The organism is Nocardioides ureilyticus, assembly GCF_051280745.1.
Taxonomy (GTDB): domain Bacteria; phylum Actinomycetota; class Actinomycetes; order Propionibacteriales; family Nocardioidaceae; genus Nocardioides.
The window spans coordinates 15,988-31,144 of record NZ_JBNCOG010000031.1 but is presented as its reverse complement, the minus strand read 5'-3'; the positions used below and the strand labels follow the sequence as shown (position 1 = coordinate 31,144).

13 protein-coding genes are annotated in these 15,157 nt (G+C 72.8%); 4 read left to right on the top strand and 9 right to left on the bottom strand.

What is annotated here, in order from left to right; translation table 11 throughout:
• Positions 1–10 precede the first annotated feature (10 nt).
• The 6 genes from ACSMHG_RS15645 to groES form a co-directional block, all read right to left on the bottom strand.
• On the bottom strand, positions 11–802 hold the full coding sequence (locus ACSMHG_RS15645) for a carbon-nitrogen hydrolase family protein (RefSeq protein ID WP_435746762.1): 792 nt from the start codon (positions 800–802) through the stop codon (positions 11–13).
• A 22-nt stretch (positions 803–824) separates the two neighbouring features.
• Positions 825–1,931, bottom strand: a complete 1,107-nt coding sequence (locus ACSMHG_RS15640) for a GuaB3 family IMP dehydrogenase-related protein (protein WP_435746760.1) — start codon at positions 1,929–1,931, stop codon at positions 825–827.
• A 54-nt stretch (positions 1,932–1,985) separates the two neighbouring features.
• Entirely contained in the window at positions 1,986–3,488 is a 1,503-nt protein-coding gene (guaB, locus tag ACSMHG_RS15635) for an IMP dehydrogenase (protein ID WP_435746758.1), read from the bottom strand.
• Between the two features lie 92 nt (positions 3,489–3,580).
• Entirely contained in the window at positions 3,581–4,486 is a 906-nt protein-coding gene (locus tag ACSMHG_RS15630) for a GNAT family N-acetyltransferase (protein WP_435746756.1), read from the bottom strand.
• A 223-nt stretch (positions 4,487–4,709) separates the two neighbouring features.
• On the bottom strand, positions 4,710–6,335 hold the full coding sequence (gene groL / locus ACSMHG_RS15625) for a chaperonin GroEL (protein ID WP_435746754.1): 1,626 nt from the start codon (positions 6,333–6,335) through the stop codon (positions 4,710–4,712).
• Between the two features lie 91 nt (positions 6,336–6,426).
• Positions 6,427–6,723, bottom strand: coding sequence for a co-chaperone GroES (gene groES, locus ACSMHG_RS15620; protein ID WP_166195350.1), 297 nt, complete (start codon positions 6,721–6,723; stop codon positions 6,427–6,429).
• A 223-nt stretch (positions 6,724–6,946) separates the two neighbouring features.
• On the opposite strand from groES, the gene ACSMHG_RS15615 reads away from it, so the two are divergent.
• Entirely contained in the window at positions 6,947–8,122 is a 1,176-nt protein-coding gene (locus tag ACSMHG_RS15615; RefSeq protein ID WP_435746752.1) for a class I SAM-dependent methyltransferase, read from the top strand.
• Positions 8,123–8,223: 101 nt separating this feature from the next.
• On the opposite strand, the gene ACSMHG_RS15610 is transcribed toward ACSMHG_RS15615, so the two are convergent.
• Together ACSMHG_RS15610 and ACSMHG_RS15605 are read right to left on the bottom strand one after the other, a co-directional pair.
• On the bottom strand, positions 8,224–8,874 hold the full coding sequence (locus ACSMHG_RS15610) for an MBL fold metallo-hydrolase (RefSeq protein WP_435746750.1): 651 nt from the start codon (positions 8,872–8,874) through the stop codon (positions 8,224–8,226).
• Entirely contained in the window at positions 8,874–9,986 is a 1,113-nt protein-coding gene (locus ACSMHG_RS15605; RefSeq protein ID WP_435746748.1) for an S-(hydroxymethyl)mycothiol dehydrogenase, read from the bottom strand. Before ACSMHG_RS15605 ends, ACSMHG_RS15610 begins: the two co-directional genes overlap by 1 nt.
• Before the next feature lie 115 nt (positions 9,987–10,101).
• Between ACSMHG_RS15605 and ACSMHG_RS15600 the strand changes: the two genes are divergently transcribed.
• Genes ACSMHG_RS15600 through ACSMHG_RS15590 form a run of 3 tightly spaced genes read left to right on the top strand, consistent with a single transcriptional unit; the run spans position 10,102 to position 14,045 of the window.
• Positions 10,102–10,668 carry a SigE family RNA polymerase sigma factor gene (locus ACSMHG_RS15600; RefSeq protein ID WP_435746746.1) on the top strand — a complete coding sequence of 189 codons (567 nt, stop codon included), beginning with the start codon at positions 10,102–10,104 and terminating at the stop codon, positions 10,666–10,668.
• The gene (locus ACSMHG_RS15595) at positions 10,665–11,813 is read left to right on the top strand and encodes a hypothetical protein (protein ID WP_435746744.1); all 1,149 of its coding nucleotides are present in this window, start codon (positions 10,665–10,667) and stop codon (positions 11,811–11,813) included. The genes ACSMHG_RS15600 and ACSMHG_RS15595 overlap by 4 nt, the downstream gene beginning before the upstream one ends.
• Before the next feature lie 54 nt (positions 11,814–11,867).
• Positions 11,868–14,045, top strand: a complete 2,178-nt coding sequence (locus ACSMHG_RS15590) for an MMPL family transporter (protein WP_435746742.1) — start codon at positions 11,868–11,870, stop codon at positions 14,043–14,045.
• A 22-nt stretch (positions 14,046–14,067) separates the two neighbouring features.
• Here the strand turns inward: ACSMHG_RS15590 and tsaD are convergent, their stop codons facing one another.
• The gene (gene tsaD / locus ACSMHG_RS15585) at positions 14,068–15,123 is read right to left on the bottom strand and encodes a tRNA (adenosine(37)-N6)-threonylcarbamoyltransferase complex transferase subunit TsaD (protein WP_435746740.1); all 1,056 of its coding nucleotides are present in this window, start codon (positions 15,121–15,123) and stop codon (positions 14,068–14,070) included.
• Between the last annotated feature and the right edge of the window lie 34 nt (positions 15,124–15,157).

The following is a 15,157-nucleotide window of genomic DNA, read 5'->3' as shown; positions in this document are numbered from 1 at the left end:
GCAGGTGACGTCACGCCCGGACCCGGCCCCCCAGGGTGGGGCGGTGGTCGTGGTGCATCCGGTGCCGCGCGCGGGTCTCTGCCACCAGCTCCGGCTCGAGCTCGGCGAGGGCCAGCCCCTCCTCCTCGCCGAGGCGGGCGAGCGGCCGGCCCTCGGGGTCGTAGACCGCCGAGCCGCCGACGAAGGAGCTGCCCCCGCAGCGGCCGGTGAGCCCGGAGAAGACGACGTAGAAGGAGTTCTCGACGGCCCGCGCGGCGTAGTAGAGGTCCCGCCGGTGCTCGCCACCGGGGAAGTACGCCGCGGAGCTGAGGTAGCCCAATGCCCCGTCGGCGGCTGCCGCGCGGGCGTGCTCGGGGAAGCAGCCGTCGTAGCAGATGCTCAGCCCGAGCTCCACGCCGTCGACGGCGATGGAGCAGCCGTGGTCGCCCGGGTCGAACCACGGGAGCTCGCCGGCGTCGACGTGCTGCTTGTCGTAGGGGACGGTGACCCCACCGTCGGGGCGCACCACCACGCTGGAGAGGGTCCGGCGGTCCGACCGCTGCAGCGCCGTGCCGACGACCACGACGAGGTCCGCGGCGGACGCCACCTCGCGCACCGGGTCCAGCACCGGGCCGGCGAGCTCGGCGGCCGTCGGGAGCGGGGCGTCGAACGCGGAGGCGTCGTACCCGGTCAGGAAGGCCTCGGGCAGGACGAGCACGCGCGCCCGCTGCTCGCCGGCGAGGGCGGCCAGGCGGGCGGCGGTGGCGACGTTGGCGGGCAGGTCGCCCGGGGCGGCGGCCGCCTGGCCGGCGGCTACGAGCACCGCAGGTCCTGTCCTCGCGGCCTCACTCGACCACGACCTCGACCCGCTGGAACTCCTTGACCTCGGTGTAGCCGGTGGTCGCCATGGAGCGCTTGAGCGCGCCGATGAGGTTCATCGTGCCGTCGGCGACCCGGGAGGGGCCGAAGAGGATCTCCTCCAGCGTGCCGACCGTCTCGAAGCCGACCCGCTGGCCGCGCGGCAGCTCGGCGTGGTGCGCCTCGGTGCCCCAGTGGAAGCCGCCACCGGGGGCGTCGCTGGCCCGGGCGAACGGCGATCCGACCATCACCGCGTCGGCCCCGCAGGCGATCGCCTTGGCGAGGTCCCCGGACGTGCCGATCGACCCGTCGGCGATGACGTGCACGTACCGGCCGCCGGACTCGTCGAGGTAGTCGCGCCGAGCAGCGGCGACGTCGGCCAGTGCCGAGGCCATCGGTACCGCGATGCCGAGCACGGTGCGCGTCGTGTGCGCGGCGCCGCCGCCGAACCCGACGAGGACGCCGGCCGCGCCGGTGCGCATCAGGTGCAGCGCGGCCTGGTGGGTGGCGCACCCGCCCACCACGACCGGCACGTCGAGCTCGTAGATGAACTCCTTGAGGTTCAGCGGCTCCGCCTGGCTGGAGACGTGCTCGGCCGAGACGGTCGTGCCCCGGATCACGAACATGTCCACGCCCGCGTCGACGACCGTCTTGGCGAACTCCTTGGTGCGCTGGGGGGACAGCGACCCGGCGACCGTCACGCCGGCCTCGCGGACCTGGCGCAGCCGCTCGGTGATCAGCTCCGCCCTCACCGGCTCGGCGTAGATCTCCTGCAGGCGACGGGTCGCGTCGACGCCCTGCAGCCCGGCGACCTCCTCCAGCAGCGGCAGCGGGTCGTCGTACCGGGTCCAGATCCCTTCGAGGTTGAGCACCCCGAGGCCTCCGAACCGCCCGAAGGCGATGGCGGTCTCCGGCGACATCACCGAGTCCATCGGCGCAGCGAGGACCGGGATGTCGAAGCGGTAGGCGTCGATCTGCCAGTCGGTGCTCACCTCCTCGGGGTCGCGGGTACGCCGGGAGGGGACGATCGCCACGTCGTCGAACGAGTAGGCGCGGCGGGCACGCTTGGCCCGGCCGATCTCGATCTCGGTCATCTCAGCCTTTCGGTGGTCGAGCCTGTCAGCCGCTCGGGACCCAGGGGTCGCGGCTCAACGGCCCATGTAGTTGGGAGCCTCGACGGTCATCTGCACGTCGTGGGGGTGGCTCTCCTTGAGGGAGGCCGAGGTGATGCGGACGAACTTCCCCTTCTCCTGCAGCTCGGGGACCGTGCGGGCGCCGATGTAGAACATCGACTGGGTGAGGCCACCGATGAGCTGGTGGGCGACCGCGGCCAGCGGGCCGCGGTAGGCGACCTGCCCCTCGATGCCCTCGGGGACGATCTTGTCGTCGCTGGCCACCTCGGCCTGGAAGTAGCGGTCCTTGGAGTAGGACTTCTTGCTGCGGCTGGACATGGCACCCATGGAGCCCATCCCGCGGTAGGCCTTGTACTGCTTGCCGTTGACGAAGATCAGCTCGCCGGGCGACTCCTCGCAGCCGGCCAGCAGCGAGCCGATCATCACGCTCTCGGCCCCGGCGACCAGGGCCTTGGCGATGTCGCCGGACTGCTGGAGGCCGCCGTCGGCGATGACCGGCACCCCGGCGGGCTTGCAGGCGAGGGAGGCCTCGTAGACGGCCGTCACCTGCGGGACTCCGGCGCCGGTGACCACGCGGGTGGTGCAGATCGAGCCGGGCCCGAAGCCGACCTTGACCGCGTCGGCCCCGGCGTCGACGAAGGCCTGCGCACCGTCGCGCGTGGCGACGTTGCCGCCGATCACCTGGACGTGGCGAGTGGCCGGGTCGGTCTTGAGCCGCTCGACCATCTCGAGCAGCAGCCGGACGTGGCCGTGGGCGGTGTCGGCGACGAGCACGTCCACCCCCGCCTCGATCAGCGTCGTCGCCCGCTCCCAGGCGTCGCCGAAGTAGCCGATGGCGGCGCCGACCATGAGCCGGCCGTCGGCGTCGTTGGACGCGTGCGGGAACTGCTCGGACTTCACGAAGTCCTTCACGGTGATCAGCCCGGCCAGCCGCCCCTGCTCGTCGACGAGCGGCAGCCGCTCCTTCTTGTGCCGGCGCAGGAGCACCGTGGCGTCCTCGCGGGAGATGCCGGCGGGGCCGGTGACCAGGCCCTCGGTCGTCATCACCTCGTCCACCTTGGTGCTCGCCCATTCCGCGACGGGGGTGAACCGCAGGTCGCGGTTGGTGATGATACCGAGCAGGCGGTGGTCGGCGTCGACGACGGGGAAGCCGGAGACGCGGTACTCCCCCGCGAGCTGGTCGAGCTGCTCCAGCGTCGCGTCGGGCCCGATGGTGACCGGGTTGGAGATGATCCCGGTCTGGGTCCGCTTGACGAGGTCGACCTGGTAGGCCTGGTCCTCGATCGAGAGGTTGCGGTGGAGCACGCCGAGGCCGCCCTGGCGGGCCATGGCGATGGCCATCCGCGACTCGGTGACGGTGTCCATCGCGGCACTCACCAGCGGCACCTTCAGGCTGATCTCGCGCGTCAGCCGCGAGGTCGTGTCGATCTCCGCAGGCGCCAGGTCCGAGAACCCGGGCAGGAGCAGGACGTCGTCGTAGGTCAGGCCGAGCGAGGCGAACTTCTCAGGCAGCTCCACCACCCCAGACTACCGGCGCGCACCGTGCCACCGATCCGCCGGTCCAGGCGCAGACCTGCGGGACACCGACCCCGCCACCACGGCAGGTCAGGTCAGGCGTCGAGCGGGCGCAGCGCCCGCACGGCCACGCGGACGGTCAGCACGTCGGCAGCCATCCGGATCCGCGCGCGGAGGCCCGCGGCCAGCACCATCGGCAGGACCGCCTGGTTGTCCGACCGCGTGCGGAGCACGATCTCCTCGGCGCCCTGCGCCTGCGCCAACCGGGCGGCGTCGACGAGCAGGCGGCTGCCGATCCCCCGGCGCCGCCAGGCGGGATCGACCCTCAGCACCACCGGTCGGACGGTCGAGTCGCCCGGGAGCGGCGGGTGCACCGTCGCCAGCCCCACGACCAGGCCCTCGTGGACCGCCGAGACCGAGCTGCCGTCGACCACGTGCTCGGGCGTGGAGCCGCCGCCGATGCGTCGGCTGCCCCCGGCACCGGCCATCGCCTCCTGGCTCCGGCTGCGCTGCAGCACGTCGCTGACCAGGTCGGCCATCGCGGCCCCGCGGGCGTGCTCGGTGGCGGTGAACGGCGCCGCGCGGCGGACCTGCACCTGGACGTCGGCGACCGTCATCTCCATGACGTCCTGCGGCGGACCGCCGGGGTCGGTCGGGTCGGCCTCGGCGTCGAAGAGCCGCGCCACCACCTCGGGGAACGACGCCGGCCGGGTGAGGATGGCGCGGGCGGCCTGGACGTAGCGCGTGGGCTGGTCGGCCAGCGCCTCCTCCGTGCACGGCGCGACGACGACCGAGCGGCCCCCCGCGCCCTCCACCAGGTGCCGCACCTCGGCCGGGCCCCAGCCCTCGGGCGTCCGGAGCACGAGCTCGTCGGTCACGCCGTCCACCCCCGGGAAGATCTGCATCGCCAGGATGTTGACCCCCGCCCGGCCGCAGTGGTCCGCCAGCATCGCCAGCGAGCCGGGTCGGTCGGGAAGGGTCGTCCGCAGTCGCCACCACATGCCCCGAAGTCTCGGCGACCCGGGTTGCCCGTCCGGGTCGGTGGTGTTTCGGGGGCGTCAACATCCGCGTGGAAAGCCCCGGGTACGCCGACGGCGCCGGCCCCCGTACGGGGACCGGCGCCGGGTCTCGACACGCAGTCGGGCCTTCGCGGGCTCAGGCCCGCGCTCGCTCGACCTTCGTGACCACACGCCCGGTCCTCGTTCCTCGGACCGGGCTGGTCACTCAGTGGCCGTGGCCGTGCCCGTGGCCGGCGGCGGCCGCGGACTCGTCCTCCTCCTCGGGCTTCTCGACGACCAGCGTCTCGGTCGTCAGCAGCATCGCGGCGATCGAGGTGGCGTTGACGAGCGCCGAGCGGGTGACCTTGACCGGGTCCAGGACGCCCTGGGCGACCAGGTCGCCGTACTCGCCGGTGGCCGCGTTGTAGCCGTTGCCGACGCCGAGCTCGCGGACCTTGGTGGTCACGACGTAGCCGTTCTCGCCGCCGTTCTCCGCGATCCAGCGCAGCGGCTCGTCGGCGGACTTGCGGACGACGCGGACGCCGACCGCCTCGTCGCCGGTGAGGCCGAGGTTGTCCTCCAGGACGGAGACGGCGTGGATGAGGGCCGAACCACCGCCGGGCACGATGCCCTCCTCGATCGCGGCACGCGTCGCGGAGACGGCGTCCTCGATGCGGTGCTTCTTCTCCTTCAGCTCCACCTCGGTGGCGGCGCCGACCTTGATCACGCAGACACCGCCGGCGAGCTTCGCGAGGCGCTCCTGGAGCTTCTCGCGATCCCAGTCGGAGTCGGTGTTCTCGATCTCGGCCTTGATCTGGTTGACGCGGCCCTCGACCTCGGCGGCGTCACCGGCGCCGTCGACGATCGTGGTCTCGTCCTTGGTGACCACGACGCGGCGGGCCTGCCCGAGCACCTCGAGGCCGACCTGGTCGAGCTTGAGACCGACCTCGGGGGCGACGACCTGGCCGCCGGTGAGGGTCGCGATGTCCTGCATCATCGCCTTGCGGCGGTCGCCGAAGGCCGGGGCCTTGACCGCGACGGCGTTGAACGTGCCGCGGATCTTGTTCACCACCAGGGTCGAGAGGGCCTCGCCCTCCACGTCCTCGGCGAGGATGAACAGCGGCTTGCCGGACTGGATGACCTTCTCCAGCAGCGGGAGCAGCTCGGCGACGGCCGAGATCTTGCCCTGGTGCAGCAGGATGTAGGGGTCGTCGAGGACGGCCTCCATCCGCTCGGGGTCGGTGACGAAGTACTGGCTGATGTAGCCCTTGTCGAACTGCATGCCCTCGGTGAAGTCGAGCTCGGTGCCCATGGTGTTGGACTCCTCGACGGTGATGACACCGTCCTTGCCGACCTTGTCGAAGGCCTGCGCGAGCAGGTCGCCGATGTGGCTGTCGCGCGAGGAGATCGTGGCGACCGACGCCATGTCCTCGCGGGTCTCGACCTCGCGGGCGGCGTCGCGCAGCGCGTTGCCGACCGCCTCCGCGGCGGCGTCCATGCCGCGCTTGAGGCCCATCGGGTTCGCGCCGGCGGCGACCGCCTTGAGACCCTCGTGGACCATCGCCTGGGCCAGGACGGTGGCGGTGGTGGTGCCGTCACCCGCGATGTCGTTGGTCTTGGTGGCGACCTCCTTGGTCAGCTGCGCACCGAGGTTCTCGAACGGGTCGTCCAGCTCGATCTCACGCGCGACGGTGACACCGTCGTTGGTGATGGTCGGGGCGCCCCACTTCTTGTCGAGGACGACGTAGCGGCCCTTGGGGCCGAGCGTCACCTTGACGGCGTTGGCGAGCGCGTCGACGCCGCGCTCGAGCGCGCGACGGGCGGACTCGTCGAACTCCAGGATCTTGGGCATGACTCTCCTAGCAGGGTGGTGCGGAAAGAGGACCGGGTCGTGTGCCGTCGGACGCGCGGGAGCACGTCGTCAGGCACACGACCCGGGGAGATCAGGAAACGATGGCCAGCACGTCGCGGGCGGAGAGGATCAGGAACTCCTCGCCGGAGTACTTGACCTCGGTGCCGCCGTACTTGCTGTAGATGACCTTGTCGCCCACGGAGATGTCCATGGGGACGCGCTCGTCACCGTCGTCGTTGAAGCGGCCGGGGCCGACGGCCACGACCTCGCCCTCCTGCGGCTTCTCCTTGGCGGTGTCCGGGATGACCAGGCCCGAGGCCGTGGTCTGCTCCGCGTCGAGGGGCTTGACGACGATGCGGTCCTCGAGGGGCTTGATGTTGACCGACACGATGTCGACCTCCACTTTCACACTCAGTTGAACAGGCTTGGGTTGAACAGGCTGGGTTGAACAAGCGGGTGGTGCACGTCTGGTGCCTGCGGGCCCGGGCACGCCGTCGCGGGGGTCGCACACGGTTCGCAAGCGCTGGCACACTCGGGAGGAGAGTGCCAGAACAGAAACTAGCACTCACCACGGAGGAGTGCCAGAGAGGCCGGCCTGACAGGATCCTCGGGTGGAACTCGACGCCTTCCGGTGGTTGCTCACCGAGCCCGGCCAGGCGCTGCTGGCCCGCGCCGAGGAGGTCGCCGACGGCGACCCGCTCGCCGTCCAGGGCGCGCTGCGTCGCGACGCGTCGGCCGAGCACGTCGCCGCCGCGTTGACCCAGGCCCGCCTGCGTCGGCACGCCGCCACCAAGTTCGGCGACCTCGCGGCGCGGATGTACTTCACCGCCGACGGGCTCGAGCAGGCCACCCGCCTGCCTGTCGCCACCCACCGCGCCGCCCGGCTCGCGGCGTACGACGCCCGGACGGTCATCGACCTGGGGTGCGGCATCGGCGGGGATCTCCTCGCCGCGGCCCGCGCCGGCCTGACCTGCGCCGGCGTCGACCTCGACCCGGTCCGGGTCGCCGTCGCCGAGGCGAACCTGGCCGCGCTCGACCTGCCGGGCGCGGTCATGGTCGCCGACGCCACGACCGTCGACCCGGCACCCTTCGACGTCGCCTTCGCCGACCCCGCGCGGCGCACCGGTCGGGGCCGCACCTTCGACGTCGAGGACTGGACGCCACCGTGGGCCTTCGTCGAGCGGCTGCTGCGGCGCGACGCCTGCGTCAAGGTGGCACCGGGGATCCCCCACGACCTGGTGCCGCCGGGTGTCGAGGCGGAGTGGGTGAGCGACCGCGGCGAGGTCAAGGAGGCCGCCCTGTGGTCCGGCGGCCTCGCGACGACGGCCCGGCGCGCCACCGTGATCCGCGACGGCGGGCTGGTCACGCTGACCGACGAGGACGCGCCGCCCCTCGGCGAGGCCGGCGTGGCGGTGCGTGCCGTGGGGCGCTACCTCTACGAGCCCGACGGCGCGGTGGTGCGCGCCGGCCTGGTGACCGCGGTGGCCGCGGCGGTGACCGGCGGCCTCGTCGACGAGCACATCGCCTACGTCACCAGCGACGAGGCGCGGCCTTCGCCGTTCGCCCGGGGCTACGAGGTGCTCGAGGAGCTGCCGTACCGGGAGAAGGCGCTGCGTGCGGCGCTGCGTGAGCGGGGCGTCGGCCCGCTCACCATCAAGAAGCGGGGCGTCGAGGTCGTCCCCGAGCAGCTGCGCAAGCGCCTCGCGCTCACCGGCCAGGAGGAGGCGACGCTGGTCCTCACCCGCGTCGCCGGCGCCGGCACCGCGCTGCTGGTCCGGCCGCTCTGACCGGATCGGCCGCCTACGCACCGGAGCAGGACCGAGGTCCCCTCTCGGTGGACCCCGGCCCGGCCCGGTACGTCGTGCAGCGGTCGCGCGAACGCCGCGGCTCAGCCGAGGGCGGCCTTCTCGGCGCCGATGGTCGTGTCGTCACCGTGCCCGGTGTGCACCACCGTGTCGTCGGGAAGCGCGAAGAGCTTGGCCCGGATCGAGGCCTCGAGCGTCGGCCGGTCGCTGTAGGAGCGCCCGGTCGCGCCGGGGCCGCCTTGGAAGAGGGTGTCACCGGTGAAGACGCACCCGAGGTCGGGCGCCGAGAAGCAGACCCCGCCCGGCGCGTGGCCCGGGGTGTGGAGCACCCGCAGCGTCGTGCCGGCCACGCCGACCTCGACGCCGTCGGCGAGGTCGAGGTCCCACAGGTGGCCCTCGCCGTCGTGGACGTGGGTGAGCTCCCACAGCGGCCGGTCGTCGGGGTGCAGCATGATCGGCGCACCCGAGCCGCCGTTGACCCGCTCGCGCAGCTCCGGGGCCACCCGGCAGTGGTCGTCGTGGGCGTGGGTCAGCAGGATCGCCTTGACCGTCCGGTCCCCCACCACGGCCAGGATGTCCTCGACCGAGTGCGGCGCGTCGATCACCACGCACTCGGCGTCGTCGCCCACCACCCAGATGTTGTTGTCCACCTCGAAGGTCTCGCCGTCGAGGGTGAAGGTGCCACTGGAGACCGCGTGGTCGACCCGCACCGCCCCGTTCGCCGAGCCGGCCATCAGAGCACCACCACGCTGCGCAGCACGTTGCCGCCGTGCATCTTCTCGAAGGCCGCCTCCACGTCGTCGATCCCGATCTCCTCGGTGACGAACGCGTCGAGGTCGAGCCGGCCCTGCTGGTAGAGGTCGACCAGCATCGGGAAGTCGCGGCTGGGCAGGCAGTCGCCGTACCAGCTGGACTTCAGCGCCCCACCGCGGCCGAAGACGTCGATGAGCGGCAGGTCGGGGACCTTCATGTCCGGCGTCGGCACTCCGACGAGGACGACGGTGCCGGCCAGGTCCCGGGCGTAGAACGCCTGCTTCCAGGTCTCGGGCCGTCCGACGGCCTCCACCACCACGTCGGCGCCCTCGGCGCCCTCGTACGTCGCCGCGCAGATCTCCTTGACCCGCTCCACGACGTCCTCCGTCGAGGAGTCGACCGTGTGGGTGGCGCCCATCCGCCTGGCGGCCTCGAGCTTCCCGGCGTCGATGTCGACCGCGATGATCGGGCTGGCACCCGCCAGCGCGGAGCCGGCGATCGCGGCCACGCCCACCCCGCCGCACCCGATGACAGCCACGGACCTGCCGCGGGTCACCTCGCCGGTGTTGATGGCGGCGCCGATGCCGGCCATCACGCCACAGCCCAGCAGCCCGACCGCGGCCGGGCGGGCGCTCTCGTCGACCTTGGTGCACTGGCCGGCAGCGACGAGCGTCTTCTCGGCGAATGCGCCGATGCCCAGCGCGGGCGACAGCTCCGTGCCGGCGTCGGGCCCCTCGGCCAGGCTCATCTTCTGCGTGGCGTTGTGCGTGTTGAAGCAGTACTGCAGGTCTCCGCGCTTGCAGGCGCGGCACTCGCCGCAGACGGCCCGCCAGTTGAGCACGACGAAGTCGCCGGGCGCCACGTCGGTGACGTCCGGGCCGACGGCCTCCACGACGCCGGCGGCCTCGTGACCCAGGAGGAAGGGGAACTCGTCGTTGATGCCGCCCTCGCGGTAGTGCAGGTCGGTGTGGCAGACCCCGCAGGCCTGCACCTTCACCACCGCCTCGCCGGGGCCCGGGTCCGGCACGTTGATCGTGGTGACCTCGACCGGTTGGCCCTTGCCGCGTGCGACCACGGCCCTCACCTGCTGCATTGCTCAGTCCTCCTGCGTCGGTACTGCTGTCCCGGTCACCCTAGAAGGGCCGTTGCAACCTCCACGGAGCCCCGTGCGTCCCCTGCCTGCGACACGGACGGACGACGGAGGGACCATGCAGATCACGACCGAGGCCGGGGCGGACACTGGCGCCATGGGTGGCGGCGCCTCGCGGGACGCGGAGTTCACGGAGTGGCTCGCCGTCCGGCAGCCGGCGCTGCTGCGCACGGCGTACCTCCTGGCGGGTGACCGCCACGCCGCCGAGGACCTCCTGCAGACCTCGCTGGCCAAGCTCTACCTGTCCTGGGACCGGGTGCGCGACCGAGAGGCGGTCGACGCCTACGCCCGCCGCATCATGGTCAACGAGAACACCTCGCTGTGGCGGCGGCCGTGGCGGCGGCGCGAGCACGTCTCCGACGACGTGCCCGAGCCACCACCGTGGACCGACCGGTACGACGACGGGTCCGACGGCGTGCTGTGGGAGCTCGTCCAGTCGCTGCCCCGGCGCGCCCGCGCCGTGGTGGTGCTCCGCTACTACGAGCAGCTCACCGAGGCCGAGACCGCCGAGGTGCTCGGCATCTCGGTCGGCACGGTGAAGTCCCAGTGCAGCCGGGCGTTGGCGACGCTGCGCGCCCGCGTGCCGGCGGCGATCGACCCGACCATCCAGGAGGACGAGCGATGAGCGACCAGACCTTTGAGGAGCGGCTGGGCCAGGCGCTGCACGAGCGGGCCGACCTGGTCGCCGACAGCCCGCTGACGCTCGACGACGTGCGAGGCGCGGCGCGGCGCATCCGACGGCGGCGGCGCGCGGCGGTCGCCGGCGCCGCGCTGGCCGCCCTGGCGGTGCTCGTGCCGGTCGGCCTCAGCGTCTTCGACGGCCCGGAGAGGGCCGTCGAACCGGCTGCACCCGTGGTGGAGCCGGCACCGCCGAGCTACGTGCAGGACGGCGTGGTGCACCTGCTCGACGGCACGGAGGTGCCGCTCGCCGGGGTCGGTGAGGTCCGCTCCTACGCGCCGCTCGGCGAGGGGTACGTCGCCGAGGGGACGCGCCGGGGCGCGAGCGTCGTCTCGCTCCACGACAGCACCGGCGCGCTCGAGGCGACGTGGCCGGCCTCGTCGTCGTTGGTGGTCGACGGCGACGGCGTCCACGCCGCCTGGCTCCACCCTTCGGGTGAGGCCGCGCTCCTCGACGGCAGCACCGGCACGGTCGAGCGGCTGCCGCCGGTGGACGGCGCCGACCTCCACCCCCGGGGGATCGTCGGTGACTGCCCTGAGGACTGCGGCGTCGTGGTGAGCGAGAGCGGCGCACCGGGCTGGGGGCCCACGTACCTCACTTCCACCGACGGCACCGTCACGCCGTACCTCACCGAGATCCCGCTCGTGCTCGCCGTCGCCCCGGACGACTCGCTGGTTGCCGGTGTCGACCGGGCCGCCCCCGACGACATCCACGTCTGCACCGGCGTCTGGGTCACCGGTGCGGCCGGCTCGCTCTGGGAGGGGTGCGAGGACAACGTCTTCGAATTCTCCCCCGGCGCCACCCACGTGGCGACGACCTTCGCCGAGGGCCTCGGCCCCCGCGAGCTGCGGCTGCGCGACGCCCGGACCGGCGCGGTCCTCCACGACCTCGGGCTCGTGGAGTCCGTCGCCGGGTTCGCCTGGGAGGACGAGGAGCACGTGCTGGCAGTAGTCCAGCGCAGAGCCGCCGGCGGACACACGCTCGAGCGGATCGGGGTCGACGGGACGGTGGAGGTCGTCGCCGGGCCTGCGGAGGGGACCCTCGACAGCAACGCGCTGCCTCGCCCGCCGTACCTCCTCCCGGTCACCTGAGCGTCACCGGAATCGGGTCGCGAGCGCCGACTGCCGGCCACTACGGTAAGAGCCGTGTTCAAAGCACTCGGTCATCTCACGTCCCGTCGTCCTTGGTTGGTCATCGCCGCGTGGGTCGTCCTCGCTGCGGTCGTGTACGCCCTCGCCCCCGCCCTGGAGACCACCCAGGAGGAGTCGGAGTTCCTGCCCGACCACTACGAGTCGGTCCAGGCGATGGAGCTGCAGACGGAGAAGTTCCCCGGCGCCACCACGCCGGCCGCGATCCTCGTCTTCGAGCGCGCGGACGGCGAGCCGCTCACGCCGGAGGACCAGGCCGAGGTCGGGCGGATCGCCGAGGAGCTCGGCCCGCAGCTCGGCTCGGAGACCTTCGTCCCGCAGGTCGTGACCACGACGCCCGACGGCCAGCCGCAGGTCTCCGAGGACGGCTACGTCCAGCTCGGCATCGTCGGGCTCGCCGAGGGAGCGACCGGCTTCGACCCCCAGGCGTTCGAGGACGCCGAGGCGCTGCGCGAGGACCTCGACGAGCTGGTCGACGACAGCGGCCTGGAGGTCGGCACCACCGGGTCGGTGCTGCAGGGACTCGACTCCCAGGAGTCGAGCGAGCGGTCGCTCGCCATCGTCGGCATCGCCACCATCGTGCTCATCGTCGGCCTGCTCGCCATCATCTTCCGCAGCGTCATCATCTGCCTGCTCCCGGTCGTCGTCGTGACCGTGGTCTCGATGATCGCGACCGGCCTGATCGGGTGGGCCAACGAGGTCTTCGACCTCAAGGCGGACTCCTCGATCGAGACGATCCTGGTCGTCGTCCTCTACGGCATCGGCACCGACTACATCCTGTTCTTCCTCTTCCGCTACCGCGAGCGGCTGCGGCAGGGCGGCGACACGAAGGCGTCCGTCGTGCACGCCCTCGAGCGCGCCGGCGAGGCGATCGCCTCCGCCGGTGGCGCCGTCATCGTCGCCTTCCTCGCCCTGCTGCTCAGCTCGCTCGGGATCTTCCAGGCGATCGGTCCGGCCCTCGCCATCGCGGTGGCGGTCACGCTGCTGGCCGCGCTCACGCTGGTCCCGGCGATCGTCACCGTGCTGGGCGGCAAGCTCTTCTGGCCCTCGAAGAAGTGGCGCCAGGAGCCCGAGGCCGCACGCTTCGGCCGGGCGGGCGCGGCCCTGGGCCGGCGCCCCGGCACGTTCGCCGCCGCCTCCGGACTGGTCATGGCGGCGCTGGCGGTCTTCGCGCTGCAGTTCAACCCGTCGTTCGACTTCAGCGCGAGCCTGCCCGACGACGTGGAGTCGACGCAGGCGCTGGAGACCTTCCAGGACCACTTCGCCGCCGGCGCCAGCGAGCCGGTCCCCGTCCTGGTGCAGTCCGACGACGGTCCGCTGGACGCGGCCGCGCTCGAGCCGTACGCCGCCGCGCTCGGCGAGGCCGAGGGCGTCGCCCAGGTCTACCCGCCGGCGATCTCCGAGGACGGCACCACCGCGCAGATCAGCCTGGTGCTCGAGTCGGACCCGAACTCCGACGCCGCCCTGCAGGACGTGGAGGGCCCGATCCGCGACGTCGCCCACGAGCAGGCGCCCGAGGGGTCCGAGGCGTACGTCGGCGGCACCCCGTCGATCTTCGCCGACCTCCAGGACGCGATGGTCCGCGACTACTCGGTGGTCTTCCCGGTCGCCGCGATCATGATCATGGTGATCCTCGCGCTGCTGCTGCGCAGCCTGGTGGCGCCGTGGTACCTCATGGCGGCGGTGGGTCTCGGCTTCGCCGCCACGCTCGGCGCGACCGTCGTGGTCTTCCAGCACGTCCTGGGCAACGACGGGCTCATCTTCATGCTGCCGATCTACATCTACCTCTTCGTGACCGCACTGGGCACCGACTACAACATCCTCATGGTCGCCCGGCTGCGCGAGGAGGCCCGTGAGGGTCGCGACCCACGTGCGGCGGCCGCCGAGGCGGTCAAGCACGCCGGACCCACGATCGCCGCCGCGGGCGTCATCCTGGCCGGCACCTTCGCCTCGCTGATGCTGAGCGGCAACAGCCTGATGACGTCGATGGGCTTCGCGCTCTCCTTCGGCATCCTGGTGGCGGCGTTCGTGATGTCGATGTTCTTCACGCCGGCGCTGACGGCGCTCATCGGGCATGCCGCCTGGTGGCCCGGCCATGGCGACGAGAAGCGGCCGGACCGCGACGACGAGGGCGACCACCACGACCGCGGGGCCGAGGTGTCGGCGGGCACCTGAGCCGGCGCCGCGCGGGGATGTCTCAGGCGAGGACCTCGGTGACCGGCAGCGAGGAGTCGGCAGGCAGGTCGAGCGCGGAGGGGGTGCGGCCGCGGGCGACCATCTCGGCGCCGAGGGCCGCGACCATGGCGCCGTTGTCGGTGCACAGCCCCGGTCGCGGGACGCGCACGCGGATGCCGAGCTTGGCGGCCCGCTCCTCGGCCAGGTGGCGCAGCCGGGAGTTGGCCGCCACACCGCCGCCGATGAGGAGGTCCTCGATGCCCTCCGAGGACGCGGCGTCCAGCGCCTTGCGGACCAGCACGTCGCAGACCGCCTCCTGGAAGGACGCGGCGACGTCGGCCACGGGGACCGGCTCCCCCGACCTCTCCCGGGCCTCCACCCACCGGGCGACGGCGGTCTTGAGGCCCGAGAAGGAGAAGTCGAACCGGTGCCGCTCGAGGTCGCGGCGGGAGGTGAGCCCGCGGGGGAAGTCGATGAGCACCGAGGAGCCCGCGCGCGCCGCGCGGTCGATGTGGGGCCCACCCGGGAACGGCAGCCCGAGCAGCCGGGCCACCTTGTCGAAGGCCTCACCGGCCGCGTCGTCGATGGTCGCGCCCATCGGGTCGACGCCGCCGTCGGCACCCGTCACGTCGGTGACACGCAGCAGGCTGGAGTGGCCGCCGCTCACCAGCATCGCGACGCACGGCTCGGGCAGCGCCCCGTGCTCGAGCTGGTCCACGGCGACGTGGGCGGCGAGGTGGTTGACGCCGTAGAGCGGCTTGTCGAGGCCGAGGGCGAGCGCCTTCGCCGCGGCGACGCCCACGAGCAGGGCGCCGGCGAGGCCGGGGCCGCTGGTGACCGCGACCGCGTCGACGTCGGAGGGTCGGATCCCGGCCGTCTCGCAGGCCCGCTCGATGGTGGGCACCATCGCCTCGAGGTGCGCACGGCTCGCGACCTCCGGTACGACGCCGCCGAACCGCGCGTGCTCGTCCACGCTGCTGGCGACGGCGTCGGCGAGCAGGGTGTGGCCTCGCACGATGCCGACGCCGGTCTCATCGCAGGAGGTCTCGATGCCGAGCACGAGGGGGGCGTCCGTCACGGGACCCATTGTGCGCGCCCCGTCGTCGGAACGC

Coding starts and splice junctions, on each gene's coding strand:
- ACSMHG_RS15610 (WP_435746750.1), bottom strand. CDS start 8,874: ATGGCCGGCTCGGCGAACGGGGCGGTGCGGGTCGACCACGCGGTCTCC.
- ACSMHG_RS15600 (WP_435746746.1), top strand. CDS start 10,102: ATGCAGATCACGACCGAGGCCGGGGCGGACACTGGCGCCATGGGTGGC.
- ACSMHG_RS15640 (WP_435746760.1), bottom strand. CDS start 1,931: ATGACCGAGATCGAGATCGGCCGGGCCAAGCGTGCCCGCCGCGCCTAC.
- ACSMHG_RS15605 (WP_435746748.1), bottom strand. CDS start 9,986: ATGCAGCAGGTGAGGGCCGTGGTCGCACGCGGCAAGGGCCAACCGGTC.
- ACSMHG_RS15595 (WP_435746744.1), top strand. CDS start 10,665: ATGAGCGACCAGACCTTTGAGGAGCGGCTGGGCCAGGCGCTGCACGAG.
- groL (WP_435746754.1), bottom strand. CDS start 6,335: ATGCCCAAGATCCTGGAGTTCGACGAGTCCGCCCGTCGCGCGCTCGAG.
- ACSMHG_RS15630 (WP_435746756.1), bottom strand. CDS start 4,486: ATGTGGTGGCGACTGCGGACGACCCTTCCCGACCGACCCGGCTCGCTG.